The organism is Streptomyces sp. CB09001, from assembly GCF_003369795.1.
Classification (GTDB): domain Bacteria; phylum Actinomycetota; class Actinomycetes; order Streptomycetales; family Streptomycetaceae; genus Streptomyces.
Map to the genome: position 1 here is coordinate 1,377,425 of NZ_CP026730.1, position 17,960 is coordinate 1,395,384.

Here is a 17,960-nt window from a genome sequence, read left to right on the forward strand (position 1 = left end):
GAGGTTTTCCACACCCCCGCGCCCGGCCGGTCGTCCGCCTCCCTAGACTCGTGACCCATGCGAAGCGAGCCCGTGGTCCAGGTCCAGGCCCTGGAGAAGCGGTACGGCCCGAAGACCGCGGTGAACGGCCTGGACCTGGTGGCCCGCACGGGCGTGACCGCCGTGCTCGGTCCCAACGGGGCGGGCAAGACGACCACGATCGAGACCTGTGAGGGATACCGCAGACCGGACTCCGGGACGGTGCGAGTCCTCGGCCTGGACCCGGTGCGACAGGGTGCCGAGCTGCGGCCGCGGATCGGCGTGATGCTCCAGTCCGGCGGCGTCTACTCCGGCGCCCGCGCGGACGAGATGCTGCGCCACGTCGCGAAGCTGCACGCCCACCCGCTGGACGTCGACGCGCTGATCGAGCGGCTCGGTCTCGGCTCGTGCGGCCGCACCACGTACCGCAGGCTCTCGGGCGGGCAGCAGCAGCGCCTCGCCCTCGCGATGGCCGTGGTCGGCCGCCCGGAGCTGGTGTTCCTGGACGAGCCGACCGCCGGCCTCGACCCGCAGGCCCGCCGCGCCACCTGGGACCTCGTGCGGGACCTGCGCGGCGACGGGGTCTCGGTGATCCTCACCACGCACCACATGGACGAGGCCGAGCAGCTGGCCGACGACGTCGCCATCGTCGACACCGGCCGGGTCGTCGCCCAGGGCTCCCCGGAGGAGCTGTGCCGCGGCGGCGCCGAGAACACCCTGCGGTTCACCGGCCGCCCGGGACTGGACGTGGCGTCGCTGCTCAAGGCACTGCCCCCGGACTCCGCGGCCGCCGAGCTGACCCCGGGCTCCTACCGGGTGAACGGCGAGGTCGACCCGCAACTGCTCGCGACGGTGACCTCCTGGTGCGCCCAGCACGGGGTGATGCCGGACCGCATCTCGGTGGAGCGGCACACCCTGGAGGACGTGTTCTTGGAACTGACGGGCAAGGAGCTGCGCGGGTGACCACGACGACCGGGACACCGGGGAACACGGGAGCGCCCGGGGCAGCGGGGACGTACGCGCCCCGGCCCGGCGCGGCTCCCCTCGGGCGCATGATCGCGGCCCAGGCCGTGCTCGAGACGAAGATGCTGCTGCGCAACGGCGAGCAGCTGCTGCTGACGGTGATCATCCCGACGCTGCTGCTCGTCCTGTTCAGCTCCGTGGACATCATCGACACCGGAGCCGGGGAGGCGGTCGACTTCCTCGCCCCGGGCATCCTCGCGCTGGCCGTGATGTCGACGGCGTTCACCGGGCAGGCCATCGCCACCGGCTTCGAGCGCCGGTACGGAGTGCTGAAGCGGCTGGCCGCCTCCCCGCTGCCGCGCTGGGCCCTGATGACCGCGAAGACGGCGTCGGTCCTGGTCACCGAGGTGCTCCAGATCGTGCTGCTGACGGTGATCGCCCTCGCTCTGGGCTGGTCGCCGCACGGCAACCCGGCGGCCGTGCTGCTGCTCCTGGTCCTCGGCACCGCCGCCTTCTCCGGGCTCGGGCTGCTGATGGCGGGCACGCTGAAGGCGGAGGCCACGCTGGCCGCAGCCAACCTGGTCTTCCTGCTGCTCCTCGTGGGCGGCGGGGTGATCGTGCCGCTGGACAGGTTCCCGGACGGGGCGCAGGACGTGCTGGGGCTGCTGCCCGTCTCCGCCCTGTCGGACGGACTGCGGGACATCCTCCAGCACGGGGCCGCGATGCCCTGGGGCGACCTGGGGATCCTCGCCGTGTGGGCGGTCGTGGGGCTCGCGGCCGCGGGGAAGTTCTTCCGCTGGGAGTAGGAACACATGCCACGGACCGACCCTCGTGAAAGCGTGCACAAGCGGACGCCTACGATGGACGGCGTGCCAAACGTGACCCGTGCCGACGCCGTAGCCGCCGTGCGCAACCCGCTCGCCTTCATCGCCGCACGCTGGACCCCGCATCCCCGGACGGTCCAGCGGGCGGCCCTCGCGCCTCTCGTGATGGCGGTGGTCATCGTCGTCACCGGCGGCGCCGTCCGGCTCACCGGCTCGGGCCTCGGCTGCCCGACCTGGCCCAAGTGCACCGACGACTCGCTCACCACCACGGGCGAGATGGGCTTCCACGGCATCATCGAGTTCGGCAACCGCATGCTGACCTACGTGCTGTGTGCCGCCGTCGGCTGGGCGATCATCGCCGCCCGCTCGCAGAAGCCGTACCGGCGCAGCCTCACCCTGCTGGGGTGGGCGCAGTTCTGGGTCGTGATGAGCAACGCCGTGCTCGGTGGCATCGTCGTGCTCGTCGGCCTCAACCCGTACACGGTCGCGGCGCACTTCGTGGCGACGACGGCGCTGCTGACCCTGGCCACGGTGATGTGGCAGCGCACCCGGGAGGGCGACACGGCGCCGCGCCCGCTGGTCGGCAGGTCCGTGCAGCAGCTGGTGTGGGTGATGGTCGTCGTCTCCGCGCTGCTGGTCGTGGTCGGCACCGTGGTCACCGGGGCGGGACCGCACGCGGGCGACTCCAGCGACGTGCCGCGCATGCCGGTCGACTGGGAGATGATCAGCAAGGCGCACGCCGTCCTGGCGTGGATCGTGGTGACGCTGACGTTCGCCCTGTGGTTCGTGCTGAAGGCGGTCGACGCGCCCAAGGGCCCGCTGTCCCGCACCCGCGACCTGTTCCTGGTGCTGCTCGCGCAGGGGGCCATCGGGTACGTCCAGTACTTCACCGACCTGCCCGAGGTGCTGGTCGGGCTGCACATGCTGGGCTCATGCCTGGTGTGGATCGCGGTGCTGCGGGTGCTGCTGGCGCTGCGCGAGCGGCCCGAGGAGGCGGTCCCCGGGCTGCCCGCTCAGGAGTACGACGCCACCAGCGTGTCGATGGCCGGTCCCAGGTAGCTCCGGGTCAGCTCGGCGCGGCGGGCGGTCCACTCCGCCGTGGCCGCGGGCCACGGGCCCTTCCCGTACCGCCGTTCGGCGATGTCCTCGACGACCTCGCCGGGCGCGCCCAGGGCGGGCAGCTCGTCCAGGGCCTCCCGCTTGGTGATCAGGCGGCCCTCGCGCAGCGTGACGGTGGCGCGGGCGAAGGTGATCAGACCCAGGTCGACCCAGACGTCCTGCGACCACAGCTGCGCCCTGCGCACGTGCGGACGCCAGAATTCCCGCTGGTCGCGGACGACGAAGGCGTGCAGTTCCCGGTCCGGCACCGGTGGCAGCAGCCGCTCCGGCGACTCGCCGTGCAGGATCCGGCCGAAGCTGTGGAGTTCGCGCCGGGTGACCGGGGTGACCGTCCGTTTGAAGAGCTGCTGGTGGGCCCAGGTCAGATGCCGCTGGTCGGGGTCGGCGACCGTGTCGGGCGACAGGTAGGTGCAGTGCAGCAGCCCGGCCAGGGGCTCGGCGCGCAGACGGGCGTGGAGCAGCCCCAGCCGCCAGGCCGTGCGGGCCGTGGCCGGCCGGGGCAGCACCGCGATCAGGTCCAGGTCGCTGCGGCCCTCCTGGTAGTCGCCCGCGCCCAGTGAACCGTGGGCCCAGACGGCGACGGGGTCGAGGGGCGTCAGGCCGGTGCGGAAGCGGTCGAGCAGGGCGTCGGTCGGCATGCGCCCAGTCTCGACGACCCGCTCCGGTGTGTACACCCGTCACTCCAGTCCGTACACCCGTCCGGCGTTCCCCGAGGCGATCATCCCCGCCACCCGCTGCGCGTCCCCGAGCGACCACGCCCCCTCGGCCACCCAGGCGCCCAGCACCCGCCCGAGGGCCTCGCGGAACAGCCGGGCGGCGACGACGTGCAGTTCGGGCAGGCCCTGGGCGCCGCTGGAGAACAGGATCTTGCCGAAGGGGGCCAGCTCGAGGATCTCCGCGAGGACCGTCGCGGCCCGGGCGCCGGTGCGCACCAGGGCGGCGCCCGAGTCGGCGTAGACGTGCGGGAAGACGCCGGCCAGGTGGGCGGCGTGGCGGTGGTAGGGGTAGCCGTGCAGCAGGACCAGGTCGGTGCCCAGTCCGGCGGTGGCCCGCACGAAGTCGGTGAGCAGGACGGGGTCGGTGCGGTCGATGCGCAGGCCCGGTTCGCCGAGTCCCGCGTGCAGCTGGAGCGGCAGGCCCGAGGCGACGGCGATCCACAGCAGGTGGCGCAGCAGTACGGGGTCGCTCAGCTCCCCGCCGACCTCGCGCCCGGTCAGCCAGCGGGCGGCGGCCCCGCGCACCTCGCCCGCGCCGGGCGGCTCCGGGGCGAGGGCCAGGCCGTGCCGTACCCCGGCGACGGAGGTGAAGGCGACCGCGTTCGCGGCGGCGCCGTGCACGGCCTCGGCGAGGTTGGCGAGGAAGGACTCGACGGTGCCCGAGGTGTCGGCGACCTGCTCGGCGAGGAGTTCCAGGCGCACGATCTCGCGCGTGTCCGCGTCCGCCGCGGTGGCCATCTCGGCGGGGCCGGTGAGGTCTCCGGGCAGTCCCGCGTCGACCAGGTAGGTGGTGATGCCGCTGCCGCGCAGCAGCCGGCGGTCGGCCTCCATGACGCCCAGTTCGCGGCGCCGGGCCAGGTAGCGGGCGGGCGGACAGTGCGGTTCCAGGCCGAGCAGGGGCGGGCACCAGCGGCGTACCGCGAAGCCGGTCTGGGTGTCGAAGAGGGTGGTGCCCGGTGCGGGCGGGCCCTCGGTGCGGGCCAGCTGGGCCTCGAAGGTGCCGAGTCCCAGCTCCGTTCTCAGGACGCCGTGGCAGTACTGGTCCACCAGGGACGGCGTTTCGATCATCCGGGCTCCCCGCGCTGGGACCGTGCGCCGCGCGGCTGGTGTGCCTTGCGGCCCCTGCGCCTCGCGGCTTCCTACGGTCCTAACGGGTGAACCCGCCCTCAGGTGTTGCTCGGGCCCCCGACCTGGATGCCGGCCATGCGCGACCACTCGTAGCGGCCCGTGGCGACCTTGGCCGCGAACTCGCCGTCGAAGTCCTCGTGGACGGTGATCCCGGACTGCTCGACGGCCTTGACCGCGCTCGCGTGGGTGCGCGCGACCAGGTCGCCCCAGGCGCCGTCCGCGCCGACGAGCACGATCCGGGCGCCGCGCTCACCGAGGTAGGCCACCTGGGCCTCGGCGCCGCCGTGGGCCTTGGCGAAGGAGTCGATCCGCCCGGCCGTCCGGGTCACCTCGTACGCGGCCCACCGGTCGGCCCAGCCGCCCTTCGCGCCGGACTGCTCCGTGTCCACCTGCTGCGTGTCTGCCATGACCAGGATGCTACCGACGGGTAGATCAAACGGCGACGGGCGGGGTGCGTGGCCTTGACCACGCGCCCCGCCCGTCGGACGAGTTCACCAAGAGCGCTCAGCGCAGGAAGGGGTCCACCGCGATCGCCAGGAACAGCACCGACACGTAGGTGATCGACCAGTGGAACAGCCGCATCTCCTTGAGCTTGCCACCGGTCACCTCGGCCTTGGCGCGGTTCTGCAGCCCGTGCGCCTCCCACAGCCACATACCGCCGGCGGCCAGGGCCACCGCACTGTAGAACCAGCCGGTGTAGCCGAGCGGCTGCAGCAGCAGCGACACCACGACCATCACCCAGCTGTAGATGACGATCTGCCGGGCGACGACCTTGTTGGAGGCGATCACCGGGAGCATCGGCACGCCGACGCGCGCGTAGTCCTCCTTGACCTTCATGGACAGCGGCCAGTAGTGCGGCGGCGTCCAGAAGAACATCACCCCGAAGAGGATGACCGGCGCCCAGGACATCGAGTTGGTCACGGCCGACCAGCCGATGAGCACCGGCAGACAGCCGGCGATGCCGCCCCAGACGATGTTCTGCGAGGTGCGGCGCTTGAGGATCATCGTGTAGACGACGACGTAGAAGAGGAGCGCGCCGAGCGAGAGCCAGGCCGACAGCCAGTTGACGGTGAGGCCGAACAGCAGCGTGGAGACGATCGCCAGGGTGATGCCGAAGACGAGGCATTCGACCGGGCTGACCATGCCGGTCACCAGCGGTCGCTGCGAGGTCCGGTCCATCAGGGCGTCGATGTCGCGGTCGATGTACATGTTCAGCGCGTTGGCGCCGCCGGCCGACAGATAACCGCCGACACAGGTCAGCAGCACCAGCTTCAGATTCGGAACACCCTGTTCGGCGAGGAACATCACCGGAACGGTGGTGATCAGCAGAAGCTCGATGATCCGCGGCTTGGTCAGCGCCACGAACGCCTTGACACGGGCCCCGAACGGCCGGTGACTCGGGCTCTGGCTCGTCCCGATAACCCCCGCAGGACGGGATTCAACGGCCGTCACGCACACCCCTGACAGAGACATCCCAGCAAGCCTCCCCGTGTGAAGTGGCGGTAAAGGCTCGCGCGTACCACGCCACTTTAGACGTTGCCCATACCTCGGCCTTCGCGGGGGTGGGCTCGTGTTGGCGAGGCCGCTCCGACGTGCGTTCGGAGAGTCGATTGAGCAGTCAGATGAGCGGCTCCGTATTCACTTGCCGAATGCGGTTTCGCCCAGTCGACAGGCGGATCCACAAGAGTCCCGGCAGTCTGGTTTCCATCGGAAAAACGCACGTACTTACGGGGGTAGGCTCGGCCATGGCCGGCCGACTCACGGACGCGCCGGCAGCCGGTGCACTCGTGCACCGGCAACCGACATGTGGAGAGGAGCCCTGACTCAGGGTGAGCACCAAGCCGACCACCACAGACCTCGAGTGGACCGAACTGGACCAGCGGGCCGTGGACACCGCCCGCGTCCTGGCCGCCGATGCCGTACAGAAGGTTGGCAACGGCCATCCGGGTACGGCGATGAGCCTGGCGCCCGCCGCCTACACCCTCTTCCAGAAGGTGATGCGGCACGACCCCGCCGACGCGAACTGGGTCGGGCGCGACCGTTTCGTGCTGTCCGCGGGTCACTCGTCCCTGACCCTCTACACCCAGCTGTACCTGGCCGGCTTCGGCCTTCAGCTGGCGGACCTGGAGTCCTTCCGCACCTGGGGCTCCAAGACCCCCGGCCACCCGGAGTACGGCCACACCACGGGCGTGGAGACCACGACCGGCCCGCTGGGCCAGGGCGTCGCCAACGCGGTGGGCATGGCGATGGCCGCCCGCTACGAGCGCGGCCTGTTCGACCCGGAGGCCGCCGAGGGCGAGTCCCCGTTCGACCACTTCGTCTACTGCATCGCCGGTGACGGCTGCCTCCAGGAGGGCATCTCCGCCGAGGCGTCCTCGATGGCCGGCCACCAGAAGCTCGGCAACCTGGTGCTGCTGTGGGACGACAACCACATCTCCATCGAGGGCGACACCGAGACCGCCGTCTCCGAGGACACCTGCAAGCGGTACGAGGCGTACGGCTGGCACGTCCAGCGCGTCGCCCCCAAGCCGGACGGCGACCTGGACCCGAACGCGATCTACGACGCGATCGAGGCGGCGAAGAAGGTCACCGACCGGCCGTCGTTCATCGCGATGCGCTCGATCATCGCCTGGCCCGCCCCGAACGCGCAGAACACCGAGGCCGCACACGGCTCGGCGCTCGGCGACGACGAGGTCGCGGCGACCAAGCGGGTCCTGGGCTTCGACCCGGAGAAGTCCTTCGAGGTCTCCGACGAGGTCATCGAGCACACCCGCAAGGCGCTGGAGAAGGGCCAGGCGGCCCGCGCTGTGTGGGAGAAGTCCTTCCAGCAGTGGCGGGACAACAACCCGGAGCGCGCCGCCGAGTACGACCGCGTGGCCGAGGGTGAGCTGCCGGAGGGCTGGGAGGAGAAGATCCCGGTCTTCGAGGCGGGCAAGGGCCTCGCGACCCGCGCCGCGTCCGGCAAGGTGCTCCAGGCGCTCGGCGCGGTCGTCCCGGAGCTGTGGGGCGGCTCGGCCGACCTCGCGGGCTCGAACAACACGACGATCGACAAGACGTCGTCCTTCCTCCCGGCGGGCAACCCGCTGCCGGAGGCGGACCCGTACGGCCGCACCGTCCACTTCGGCATCCGCGAGCACGCGATGGCCGCGGAGATGAACGGCATCGCGCTGCACGGCAACACCCGCATCTACGGCGGAACGTTCCTGGTCTTCTCCGACTACATGCGCAACGCGGTGCGCCTGTCGGCCCTGATGCACCTGCCGGTGACGTACGTGTGGACGCACGACTCCATCGGTCTGGGCGAGGACGGCCCGACCCACCAGCCGGTCGAGCACCTGGCCTCGCTGCGCGCCATCCCGGGTCTGAACGTGGTCCGCCCGGCCGACGCCAACGAGACGGCGATCGCCTGGCGCGAGATCCTGCGCCGCTGGACGAAGGAGTTCGGCAAGGGCCAGCCGCACGGTCTGGCGCTGACCCGCCAGGGCGTGCCGACGTACGAGCCCAACGACGACGCGGCCAAGGGCGGCTACGTGCTGTTCGAGGCCGAGGGCGGCGATGCGCAGGTGGTCCTGATCGGCACCGGCTCCGAGGTCCACGTCGCCGTCGAGGCGCGCGAGCGGCTCCAGGCCGACGGCGTGCCGACCCGTGTGGTGTCCATGCCGTCCGTGGAGTGGTTCGAGCAGCAGGACCAGGGGTACCGGGACAGCGTCCTGCCCCCGTCCGTGAAGGCCCGGGTCGCCGTCGAGGCCGGGATCGGCCTGACCTGGCACAAGTACGTGGGGGATGCCGGCCGCATCGTCTCCCTGGAGCACTTCGGTGCTTCGGCGGACGCCAAGGTGCTCTTCAAGGAGTTCGGCTTCACCGCGGAGAACGTGGCCTCCGCCGCGCGGGAATCCCTCGCCGCGGCCCAGCGCTGACGCTCGTATACGACACGTAGGAGATGCATTTTCCATGACAGACGCACTCAAGCGCCTCTCCGATGAAGGCGTGGCGATCTGGCTGGACGACCTGTCGCGCAAGCGGATCACGTCCGGCAACCTCGCCGAGCTGATCGACCAGCAGCACGTCGTGGGCGTCACCACCAACCCGTCCATCTTCCAGAAGGCGATCTCGCAGGGCCACGGCTACGACGCGCAGCTCGCCGACCTCGCCGCCCGTGAGGTCACGGTCGAAGAGGCCATTCGCATGATCACCACGGCGGACGTCCGCGACGCCGCCGACATCCTGCGCCCGGTGTTCGACAGCACCGGCGGCAAGGACGGCCGGGTCTCCATCGAGGTCGACCCGCGCCTCGCCCACAACACCCGCGCGACGGTCGCCGAGGCCAAGCAGCTGGCCTGGCTGGTCGACCGGCCCAACACGCTGATCAAGATCCCGGCCACCGAGGCCGGTATCCCGGCGATCGCCGAGACCATTGGCCTGGGCATCAGCGTCAACGTCACGCTGATCTTCTCGCTGGAGCGCTACCGCAAGGTCATGGACGCCTTCCTGACCGGCCTGGAGAAGGCCAAGGAGCGCGGCCTGGACCTGTCGCAGATCCACTCCGTGGCGTCCTTCTTCGTGTCCCGCGTGGACACCGAGATCGACAAGCGGATCGACGCGCTCGGCACCGACGAGGCCAAGGCGGTGCGCGGCAAGGCCGCCGTCGCCAACGCGCGCCTCGCCTACCAGGCGTACGAGGAGGTCTTCGGCACCGACCGCTGGGCAGCCCTGGAGAAGGCCGGCGCCAACAAGCAGCGTCCGCTGTGGGCGTCGACCGGCGTGAAGGACAAGGCGTACAGCGACACCATGTACGTCACCGACCTGGTCGCGCCGAACACGGTCAACACCATGCCGGAGGCCACGCTGCTGGCCACCGAGGACCACGGCGAGATCACCGGCGACGCCGTCGCCGGGTCGTACGAGCAGGCCCGTGCCGACCTCGACGCGGTCGAGAAGCTCGGGATCTCCTACGACGAGGTGGTCCAGCTCCTGGAGGACGAGGGCGTCGAGAAGTTCGAGGCGGCCTGGAACGACCTGCTGAAGTCCACGGAGGCGGAGCTCAAGCGCCTCGCTCCCTCGAAGGGCTGAAAATTGTCAAGCAGCAACCCGCTGCGTGACCCCGCAGACCGACGGCTCCCGCGCATCGCGGGGCCGTCGGGTCTGGTCATCTTCGGCGTCACCGGCGATCTGTCCCGCAAGAAGCTCATGCCCGCCGTGTACGACCTCGCCAACCGGGGTCTGCTGCCGCCGGGCTTCTCGCTCGTCGGGTTCGCCCGCCGCGACTGGGAGCACGAGGACTTCGCCCAGGTCGTGCACGACGCCGTCAAGGAACACTCCCGGACCCCGTTCCGCGAGGAGGTCTGGCAGCAGCTCATCCAGGGGATGCGCTTCGTCCAGGGCACCTTCGACGACGACGACGCCTTCGAGCGGCTGCGCGGCACCATCGAGGAGCTGGACAAGGCACAGGGCACGGGCGGCAACTTCGCCTTCTACCTGTCGGTGCCGCCGAAGTCCTTCCCGGTGGTCATCCAGCAGCTGAAGAAGCACGGACTGGCCGACCAGTCGAGCGGCTCCTGGCGCCGCGCGGTGATCGAGAAGCCGTTCGGCCACGACCTGAAGTCGGCCGAGGAACTGAACGCGATCGTCCACGACGTCTTCGGTTCCGACCAGGTCTTCCGCATCGACCACTACCTGGGCAAGGAGACCGTCCAGAACATTTTGGCGCTGCGCTTCGCCAACACGATGTTCGAGCCGATCTGGAACCGGTCCTACGTCGACCACATCCAGATCACGATGGCCGAGGACATCGGCATCGGCGGCCGGGCCGGCTACTACGACGGCATCGGCGCCGCCCGCGACGTCATCCAGAACCACCTCCTCCAGTTGCTCGCGCTGACCGCGATGGAGGAGCCCGCCTCCTTCGACGCGGACGCGCTCGCGGCGGAGAAGACCAAGGTGCTCGGCGCGGTCCGCCTCCCGAAGGACCTGGGCCGGGACACCGTGCGCGGCCAGTACTCGGCGGGGTGGCAGGGCGGCGCCAAGGCCGTCGGCTACCTCGAAGAGGACGGCATCGACCCCAAGTCGAAGACCGACACCTATGCCGCGATCAAGGTCGGCATCGACAACCGCCGCTGGGCGGGCGTCCCCTTCTACCTGCGCACCGGCAAGCGCCTGGGCCGCCGGGTCACGGAGATCGCGGTGGTCTTCCAGCGGGCCCCGCACTCCCCCTTCGACACGACGGCCACCGAGGAACTCGGCTCGAACGCGATCGTCATCCGCGTCCAGCCCGACGAGGGCGTCACCGTCCGCTTCGGTTCCAAGGTGCCGGGCACGTCGATGGAGATCCGGGACGTGTCGATGGACTTCGCCTACGGCGAGTCCTTCACCGAGTCCAGCCCGGAGGCGTACGAGCGCCTGATCCTGGACGTCCTGCTGGGCGACGCCAACCTCTTCCCGCGCACCGAGGAGGTCGAGCTGTCCTGGAAGATCCTCGACCCGATCGAGGAGTACTGGGACGAGCACGGCACCCCGGCCCAGTACCCGGCCGGCACCTGGGGGCCCGTCGAGGCGGACGACATGCTGGAACGAGACGGACGGAGCTGGCGCCGGCCATGAAGACCGACCTGACGGACACCACGGCCAGCAAGATCAACAAGGCGCTGGTGCTCGGCCGCCGGGCGATCGGCACCCCGGCCATCGGCATGGTGCTCACCCTGGTCATCGTCACCGACGAGGAGAACGCCTACGACGCGCTGAAGGCCGCGAGCGACGCCGCGCACGAGCACCCCTCGCGCACGCTCGTCGTCATCAAGCGGGTCTCGCGCTCGCCCCGGGACCGCACCCGGTCCCGGCTCGACGCCGAGGTGCGCCTCGGCGCCGACGCGGGCACCGGCGAGACGATCGTGCTGCGGCTGTACGGCGACGTCGTCGACCACGCCCAGTCGGTGGTGCTGCCGCTGCTGCTGCCGGACGCGCCGGTCGTGGTCTGGTGGCCGGTGAACGCGCCGCTGGACCCGGCGAAGGACCCGCTGGGCGCGCTCGCCCAGCGCCGGGTCACCGACACCTACGCCTGCGAGGAGCCGATACGGGAGCTGGTGGCCCGCGCCGACGCCTACGCGCCGGGCGACACCGACCTGTCGTGGACCCGCATCACGCCCTGGCGCTCGATGCTGGCGGCGGCTCTCGACCAGGTCGACTGCGAGGTGCAGTCGGTCGAGGTGGAGGGCGAGGAGTTCAACCCCAGCTGTGAGCTGCTCGCGATGTGGCTCGCCGACCGGCTGAACGTGCCGGTGCGGCGCACGGTGTCGAGCGGCCCGGGTCTCACCGCGGTCCGCCTGGACACCGACTGCGGTCCCGTCGTCCTGGACCGGGCCGACGGCTCGCTGGCGAACCTCTCCATCCAGGGTCAGCCCGGACGTGCGGTCGCGCTCAAGCGCCGCGAGACGGCCGAGCTGATCGCGGAGGAGCTGCGCCGCCTGGACCCGGACGACACGTACGCCTCGGCGCTGCGGTACGGGGTGGACCGGCTGAACGCGCCGGCCAAAGGAGACCCGGCCGGCGACGGCGCCGTCGCGGAGGCCGTTCCCGTCGGGACGGTCGCGAAGGCGCCCGCGAAGGACGCGGGGCAGGAGAAGACACCGGTGAGGAAGGCGGCGGCGAAATGAGCGACACCCCGCAGCTGGTCGTGCACCGTGACAAGGAGCTGATGGCCGAGGCCGCCGCGGCCCGCCTGATCACGAAGATCGTGGACGCGCAGGCCTCCCGGGGCAGCGCGTCCGTGGTCCTCACCGGCGGCCGCAACGGCAACGGCCTGCTCGCGGCGCTGGCCGGCTCCCCGGCCCGGGACGCGATCGACTGGAGCCGCCTCGACCTGTGGTGGGGCGACGAGCGGTTCCTGCCGGAGGGCGACCCGGAGCGCAATGTCACCCAGGCGCACCAGGCGCTCCTCGACGCGGTGCCGCTGGACCCGAAGCGGGTGCACGCGATGGCGGCCTCCGACGGCCCCTACGGCTCGGACGTGGAGGCGGCAGCGGCGGCCTACGCGCAGGAACTGGCTACGGCCTCCGTCCCCGAGAACCACGCCGCGGTCCCGTCCTTCGACGTCCTGCTCCTCGGCGTCGGCCCGGACACCCACGTGGCGTCGCTCTTCCCGGAGCACCCGGGAGTCCGGGAGACGGAGCGCACGGTGATCGGCGTCCACGGCTCCCCCAAGCCGCCACCCATCCGGATCTCCCTGACCCTGCCCGCGATCCGCGCCGCCCGTGAGGTGTGGCTGCTCGCGGCGGGCGAGGACAAGGCGAACGCGGTGGCGATGGCCCTGTCGGGCGCGGGCGAGATCCAGGCCCCGGCAGCGGGCGCCCGGGGCCGCGCCCGCACCCTGTGGCTGCTGGACTCGGCGGCGGCGTCCCAGCTGCCGAGGTCGCTGTATCCACCGGCGTCGGCATAACGCCCCAGGAACGGGAAGGGGCGGCGGGGGCGAAACCCTCCCGCCGCCCCTTCGACACGTTCACGCCCGCCCGCACAGCTCCCGGTAGGCGGCGACCAGCGCGGCCGTGGAGGCGTCCAGTCCCGGCACCTCCGCGCCCTCGCTCAGCGCCGGCTCCACCCGCTTGGCCAGCACCTTGCCCAGCTCCACACCCCACTGGTCGAACGAATCCACGTTCCAGACCGCGCCCTGGACGAACACCTTGTGCTCGTACAGCGCGACGAGCTGTCCCAGCACCGACGGGGTCAGCTCGCGGGCGAGGATCGTCGTCGTCGGATGATTGCCGCGGAAGGTCTTGTGCGGGACCAGTTCCTCGGGCACTCCCTCCGCGCGTACCTCGTCCGGGGTCTTGCCGAGGGCGAGGGCCTGGGTCTGTGCGAAGAAGTTGGCCATCAGCAGGTCGTGCTGCGCCTTCAGCTCCTCGCTCAGTTCGCCCACGGGCCGGGCGAAGCCGATGAAGTCCGCGGGGATCAGCTTGGTGCCCTGGTGGATGAGCTGGTAGTAGGCGTGCTGCCCGTTGGTGCCCGGCGTGCCCCACACCACCGGCCCGGTCTGCCACTCCACCACATTCCCGTCCCGGTCGACGGACTTGCCGTTGGACTCCATGTCGAGCTGCTGGAGATAGGCGGTGAACTTCGACAGGTAGTGCGAGTACGGCAGCACCGCATGCGACTGCGCGCCCAGGAAGTCGCCGTACCAGATCCCCAACAGACCCATCAGCAGCGGCACGTTGGACTCGGCGGGGGCGTTGCGGAAGTGCTCGTCGACCAGGTGGAAGCCGTCGAGCATCTCCCGGAAGCGGTCCGGGCCGATGGCGACCATCAGGGAGAGTCCGATGGCCGAGTCGAAGGAGTACCGGCCGCCGACCCAGTCCCAGAACTCGAACATGTTGGCCGGGTCGATGCCGAAGCCGGAGACCTTCTCGGCGTTGGTCGACAGGGCCACGAAGTGCTTCGCGACCGCGGCCTCGTCACCGAGCGCGTCCAGCAGCCACGAGCGCGCCGAGGTGGCGTTGGTGATCGTCTCGATGGTGGTGAAGGTCTTGGAGGCGATGACGAACAGCGTCTCCGCCGGGTCCAGGTCCCGGACCGCCTCGTGCAGGTCGGCGCCGTCCACGTTGGACACGAAGCGGAACGTGAGCGAGCGGTCGGTGAAGGCCCGCAGCGCCTCGTAGGCCATCGCGGGACCGAGGTCGGAGCCGCCGATGCCGATGTTGACGACGTTCCTGATGCGCCTGCCGGTGTGACCGGTCCACTCGCCGGAGCGGACCCGGTCGGCGAAGCCGGCCATCTTGTCGAGTACGGCGTGCACCCTGGGAACGACGTTCTCGCCGTCGACCTCGATCACCGCGTCCCGCGGGGCGCGCAGCGCGGTGTGCAGCACCGCCCGGTCCTCGGTGATGTTGATGCGCTCACCGCGGAACATCGCGTCGCGCAGCCCGAACACACCGGTCGCGGCGGCCAGCTCCTGGAGCAGCCGCAGGGTCTCGTCGGTGGCGAGGTGCTTGGAGTGGTCGACGTGCAGGTCTCCCACGCCGAGCGTCCAGCCGGTGCCGCGCCCCGGGTCGGCGGCGAACAGCTCGCGCAGCCGCACCTCGCCGAGCTGCTCGCGGTGCTTGACCAGCGCGGCCCACTCGGGCGTCTGGTGGAGCCTGGTACGGCCGTCTGCGTTCATGTCGGACGTCAGCCTTCTTCCTTGGGTGTCCCAGCTGTCCCGGCTGTACAGCTGTTCCAACCTAAGTGATCAGGAGTGAAGGCGGCCTACGGAGACGGAAACCGACGAGGTACGGCCTAGATCTCGCCGCGCAGTTTGGCGAGTGCCTCGGCGAGGATCGCCTCGCCGTCCGCGTCGCTGCGGCGTTCGCGCACGTACGCGAGGTGGGTCTTGTAGGGCTCGGTGCGCGGCGGGTCCGGGGGGTTGTCCCGGTCCTGTCCGGCGGGGAAGCCGCAGCGCGGGCAGTCCCAGGTCTCCGGGACCTGGGCGTCGCTCGCGAAGCTCGGCTGTGTCTCGTGTCCGTTGGAGCACCAGAAGGAGATGCGCAGACGCGGCGCTGACTCGCCACGCTCGGCCTCGCCCATCGGCCCCGCCCCGACCCGGCTTCCCCGGATCGCGTTGCCACTTGCCACGGTCGTAACTCCCTGCGTGATGGTGCCGCAAAGCGAGTCGGCGTTTCGCTTCGCTGCGAGCGCCTCAGTCTACGTAAGGCCCAACGCGCGTCCAGTATTTGGAGTTACAAGCTCCAGTGCACAGACGCAAGCCCCATGATAGGCGGCGCGCCGAGGCGCGTACCGGACATGGGGCTTTACGTGCACAAGTGTGTGACGGGGCGACGGGACCCCTCAGCTGTCGGCCTTCATGAGCAGTCCGAGCACCATGATGCAGGCGAACCAGGCCAGACCGACCACGACGGTGATCCGGTCGAGGTTGCGCTCGGCGACCGAGGAGCCGCCGACGGACGACTGCATGCCGCCACCGAACATGTCGGAGAGACCGCCGCCCTTCCCCTTGTGCATCAGCACCAGCAGCATCAGCAGCAGGCTGAAGACGATCAGGGCGATCGAGAACCCCAAAACCACGGCTGGACCAACTTCCTCGGATTCGGATGAACGACGGGGGCACGGTGACAGCAGGCCACCATGCCCCCGCAAGGGTACGACGTATCGCCGCCAGCGCATACTCACCGGTCGATCTGCCTCTCGACCGGGCGCCTGCTACTGGTCGCGGAAGCGGACGATCTTGACGAACTCGTCCGAGTCCAGCGAGGCACCGCCGACCAGGGCGCCGTCGATGTCGGGCTTCGCCATGATCTCGGCGACGTTGCCGGACTTGACGGAGCCGCCGTACTGGATGCGGACCCGGTCGGCCAGCTCCTGGGAGTACAGCTCGGCGAGCTTGCCGCGGATCGCCCCGCAGACCTCCTGGGCGTCGTCGGCGCCGCAGACCTTGCCGGTGCCGATGGCCCACACGGGCTCGTAGGCGATCACGACGGACTCGGCCTGCTCGGCCGGGAGGTCCTTGAGGCCGCCCTCGACCTGGGCGAGGGTGTGCTCGACGTGGTTGCCCGCCTCGCGGACGTCCAGCTCCTCGCCGACGCACAGGATCGGGGTCAGACCGTGCTTGTAGGCGGCCTTGACCTTGGCGTTCACGATCTCGTCGGTCTCGGCGTGGTACTGCCGGCGCTCCGAGTGGCCGACGGCCACGTACGTGCACTTCAGCTTGGCCAGCATCGGGCCCGAGATCTCGCCGGTGTAGGCGCCGCCGTCGTGCGCGGAGATGTCCTGGGCACCGTACTTGATCTTGAGCTTGTCCCCGTCGACCAGGGTCTGCACGGAGCGCAGGTCGGTGAAGGGGGCGAGGACGGCGACCTCGACGGCGTCGTAGTCCTTGTCCGCGAGGGCGAAGGCGAGTTTCTGGACGTGGGCGATGGCCTCGAGGTGGTTGAGGTTCATCTTCCAGTTGCCCGCCATCAGCGGCGTGCGGGTGGTCATCGGGGTCAGTCCTCCAGTGCGGCGAGGCCGGGGAGCGTCTTGCCCTCGAGGTATTCGAGGGAGGCGCCGCCGCCGGTCGAGATGTGGCCGAATGCGTTCTCGTCGAAGCCGAGCGTGCGCACGGCGGCGGCGGAGTCGCCGCCGCCGACCACGGTGAAGCCCGGGGCGTCGACGAGGGCCTGGGCGACCGTCTTGGTGCCCTCGGCGTAGTCGGGGTGCTCGAAGACGCCCATGGGACCGTTCCAGAAGACGGTGCCGGCGTCGGCGAGCTTGGACGCGTACAGCTTGCGGGACTCGGGACCGATGTCCAGGCCCATCCGGTCCGCCGGGACGGCGTCCGCGGCGACGGTGGTGGCGTTGGCCGGGGCCTTGGTCTTCAGGTCCGGGAACTCGGGCCCGACCACGACGTCGACGGGCAGGACCAGCTCGACGCCGTTCTTCTCGGCGCGCTCCATGTACTCCTTGACGGCCGGGATCTGGTCCTCCTGGAGGAGGGAGATGCCGACCTCGTACCCCTTAGCCTTGAGGAAGGTGTACGCCATGCCGCCGCCGATGAGGATCCGGTCGGCCTTGCCGAGCAGCTGGTCGATGACGGCGAGCTTGTCGGAGACCTTGGCGCCGCCGAGGGCGACGACGTACGGGCGCTTGACGTCGTCGGTGAGCTTCTTGAGGACGCCGACCTCGGTGGCGATGAGGTACCCGGCGTAGTGCGGAAGCCGCTTCGGCAGGTCGAAGACGGAGGCGTGCTTGCGGTGCACCGCGCCGAAGCCGTCGCCGACGTAGACGTCCGCGAGGCCGGCCAGCTTGTCGGCGAAGGCGGCACGCTCGGCGTCGTCCTTGCTGGTCTCGCCCGCGTTGAACCGCAGGTTCTCGATGACGGCGACCCGGCCGTCGGCGAGGCCGGAGACGGCGGCCTCGGCGGAGGCGCCGACCGTGTCCTCGGCGAAGGCGACGTCGGCGCCGAGCAGTTCACCGAGGCGGGCGGCGGCCGGGGCGAGGGAGAAGGCGGGGTCCGGGGCGCCCTTGGGGCGGCCCAGGTGCGAGGCGACGATCACGCGGGCGCCCGCGTCGGCCAGCGCCTTGACGGTGGGCACTACCGCGCGGATGCGGCCGTCGTCGGTGATGGTGGTGCCGTCCAGCGGGACGTTCAGGTCGGCGCGGACGAAGACGCGCTTGCCCGCGACGCCTTCGGAGAGCAGTTCGTCGATCGTCTTCAAGAGGGCTCCTGGGTTCTCGG

Annotated in this window: 17 protein-coding genes; 8 read left to right on the forward strand and 9 right to left on the reverse strand. The window is 70.8% G+C overall.

Annotation, left to right across the window (positions count from 1 at the left end; genetic code table 11):
- Positions 1-57: 57 nt before the first annotated feature.
- From C4J65_RS06495 to C4J65_RS06505, 3 genes are read left to right on the forward strand one after another with little or no spacing between them, the layout of a single operon-like run.
- Entirely contained in the window at positions 58-981 is a 924-nt protein-coding gene (locus tag C4J65_RS06495) for an ABC transporter ATP-binding protein (RefSeq protein ID WP_115741527.1), read from the forward strand.
- A complete protein-coding gene (locus C4J65_RS06500; RefSeq protein ID WP_115741528.1) occupies positions 978-1,787 on the forward strand; it encodes an ABC transporter permease in 810 nt (269 codons plus the stop codon). The genes C4J65_RS06495 and C4J65_RS06500 overlap by 4 nt, the downstream gene beginning before the upstream one ends.
- A 6-nt stretch (positions 1,788-1,793) precedes the next feature.
- Positions 1,794-2,864 (forward strand): COX15/CtaA family protein, encoded by a 1,071-nt coding sequence (locus tag C4J65_RS06505; RefSeq protein WP_115741529.1) that lies wholly within the window; start codon positions 1,794-1,796, stop codon positions 2,862-2,864.
- Here C4J65_RS06505 and C4J65_RS06510 read toward each other — a convergent pair.
- From C4J65_RS06510 to C4J65_RS06525, 4 genes are all read right to left on the reverse strand, one after another.
- Positions 2,819-3,562 carry a nucleotidyltransferase domain-containing protein gene (locus C4J65_RS06510; protein ID WP_205350963.1) on the reverse strand — a complete coding sequence of 248 codons (744 nt, stop codon included), beginning with the start codon at positions 3,560-3,562 and terminating at the stop codon, positions 2,819-2,821. The genes C4J65_RS06505 and C4J65_RS06510 overlap by 46 nt on opposite strands.
- A gap of 39 nt (positions 3,563-3,601) precedes the next feature.
- On the reverse strand, positions 3,602-4,708 hold the full coding sequence (locus C4J65_RS06515) for an amidohydrolase family protein (protein ID WP_115741531.1): 1,107 nt from the start codon (positions 4,706-4,708) through the stop codon (positions 3,602-3,604).
- Between the two features lie 98 nt (positions 4,709-4,806).
- Positions 4,807-5,175, reverse strand: coding sequence for a hypothetical protein (locus C4J65_RS06520; protein WP_205350964.1), 369 nt, complete (start codon positions 5,173-5,175; stop codon positions 4,807-4,809).
- 97 nt (positions 5,176-5,272) lie between these two features.
- Positions 5,273-6,226 carry a heme o synthase gene (locus tag C4J65_RS06525; RefSeq protein WP_115741533.1) on the reverse strand — a complete coding sequence of 318 codons (954 nt, stop codon included), beginning with the start codon at positions 6,224-6,226 and terminating at the stop codon, positions 5,273-5,275.
- A gap of 371 nt (positions 6,227-6,597) precedes the next feature.
- Between C4J65_RS06525 and tkt the strand changes: the two genes are divergently transcribed.
- The 5 genes from tkt to pgl are packed head-to-tail and all read left to right on the forward strand — an operon-like array spanning position 6,598 to position 13,196.
- The gene (tkt, locus tag C4J65_RS06535) at positions 6,598-8,685 is read left to right on the forward strand and encodes a transketolase (protein ID WP_115741535.1); all 2,088 of its coding nucleotides are present in this window, start codon (positions 6,598-6,600) and stop codon (positions 8,683-8,685) included.
- Between the two features lie 34 nt (positions 8,686-8,719).
- Positions 8,720-9,838, forward strand: a complete 1,119-nt coding sequence (gene tal, locus C4J65_RS06540) for a transaldolase (RefSeq protein ID WP_115741536.1) — start codon at positions 8,720-8,722, stop codon at positions 9,836-9,838.
- Between the two features lie 3 nt (positions 9,839-9,841).
- Entirely contained in the window at positions 9,842-11,365 is a 1,524-nt protein-coding gene (gene zwf, locus C4J65_RS06545) for a glucose-6-phosphate dehydrogenase (protein WP_115741537.1), read from the forward strand.
- Complete coding sequence (gene opcA / locus C4J65_RS06550; protein ID WP_115741538.1) at positions 11,362-12,414, forward strand: glucose-6-phosphate dehydrogenase assembly protein OpcA; 1,053 nt, start codon at positions 11,362-11,364, stop codon at positions 12,412-12,414. Before zwf ends, opcA begins: the two co-directional genes overlap by 4 nt.
- Positions 12,411-13,196, forward strand: a complete 786-nt coding sequence (gene pgl, locus C4J65_RS06555) for a 6-phosphogluconolactonase (protein ID WP_087809983.1) — start codon at positions 12,411-12,413, stop codon at positions 13,194-13,196. The genes opcA and pgl overlap by 4 nt, the downstream gene beginning before the upstream one ends.
- Positions 13,197-13,256: 60 nt before the next feature.
- Here pgl and pgi read toward each other — a convergent pair whose 3' ends face one another.
- From pgi to C4J65_RS06580, 5 genes are all read right to left on the reverse strand, one after another.
- Positions 13,257-14,909, reverse strand: a complete 1,653-nt coding sequence (pgi, locus tag C4J65_RS06560) for a glucose-6-phosphate isomerase (RefSeq protein WP_115741539.1) — start codon at positions 14,907-14,909, stop codon at positions 13,257-13,259.
- A gap of 116 nt (positions 14,910-15,025) precedes the next feature.
- The gene (locus C4J65_RS06565; protein ID WP_003976875.1) at positions 15,026-15,361 is read right to left on the reverse strand and encodes an RNA polymerase-binding protein RbpA; all 336 of its coding nucleotides are present in this window, start codon (positions 15,359-15,361) and stop codon (positions 15,026-15,028) included.
- Between the two features lie 213 nt (positions 15,362-15,574).
- Positions 15,575-15,811, reverse strand: a complete 237-nt coding sequence (gene secG, locus C4J65_RS06570; protein ID WP_115741540.1) for a preprotein translocase subunit SecG — start codon at positions 15,809-15,811, stop codon at positions 15,575-15,577.
- 135 nt (positions 15,812-15,946) lie between these two features.
- Positions 15,947-16,723, reverse strand: a complete 777-nt coding sequence (tpiA, locus tag C4J65_RS06575) for a triose-phosphate isomerase (RefSeq protein ID WP_115741541.1) — start codon at positions 16,721-16,723, stop codon at positions 15,947-15,949.
- A gap of 5 nt (positions 16,724-16,728) precedes the next feature.
- Positions 16,729-17,940 carry a phosphoglycerate kinase gene (locus C4J65_RS06580; protein WP_115741542.1) on the reverse strand — a complete coding sequence of 404 codons (1,212 nt, stop codon included), beginning with the start codon at positions 17,938-17,940 and terminating at the stop codon, positions 16,729-16,731.
- Positions 17,941-17,960 lie beyond the last annotated feature (20 nt).

Bases quoted from the DNA above. Each gene is read 5' to 3' on its own strand.
- tpiA (WP_115741541.1), bottom strand. From the start codon at position 16,723: ATGACCACCCGCACGCCGCTGATGGCGGGCAACTGGAAGATGAACCTC.
- opcA (WP_115741538.1), top strand. From the start codon at position 11,362: ATGAAGACCGACCTGACGGACACCACGGCCAGCAAGATCAACAAGGCG.
- C4J65_RS06520 (WP_205350964.1), bottom strand. From the start codon at position 5,175: ATGGCAGACACGCAGCAGGTGGACACGGAGCAGTCCGGCGCGAAGGGC.
- pgl (WP_087809983.1), top strand. From the start codon at position 12,411: ATGAGCGACACCCCGCAGCTGGTCGTGCACCGTGACAAGGAGCTGATG.
- pgi (WP_115741539.1), bottom strand. From the start codon at position 14,909: ATGAACGCAGACGGCCGTACCAGGCTCCACCAGACGCCCGAGTGGGCC.
- C4J65_RS06495 (WP_115741527.1), top strand. From the start codon at position 58: ATGCGAAGCGAGCCCGTGGTCCAGGTCCAGGCCCTGGAGAAGCGGTAC.
- C4J65_RS06515 (WP_115741531.1), bottom strand. From the start codon at position 4,708: ATGATCGAAACGCCGTCCCTGGTGGACCAGTACTGCCACGGCGTCCTG.
- C4J65_RS06510 (WP_205350963.1), bottom strand. From the start codon at position 3,562: ATGCCGACCGACGCCCTGCTCGACCGCTTCCGCACCGGCCTGACGCCC.
- tal (WP_115741536.1), top strand. From the start codon at position 8,720: ATGACAGACGCACTCAAGCGCCTCTCCGATGAAGGCGTGGCGATCTGG.
- C4J65_RS06505 (WP_115741529.1), top strand. From the start codon at position 1,794: ATGCCACGGACCGACCCTCGTGAAAGCGTGCACAAGCGGACGCCTACG.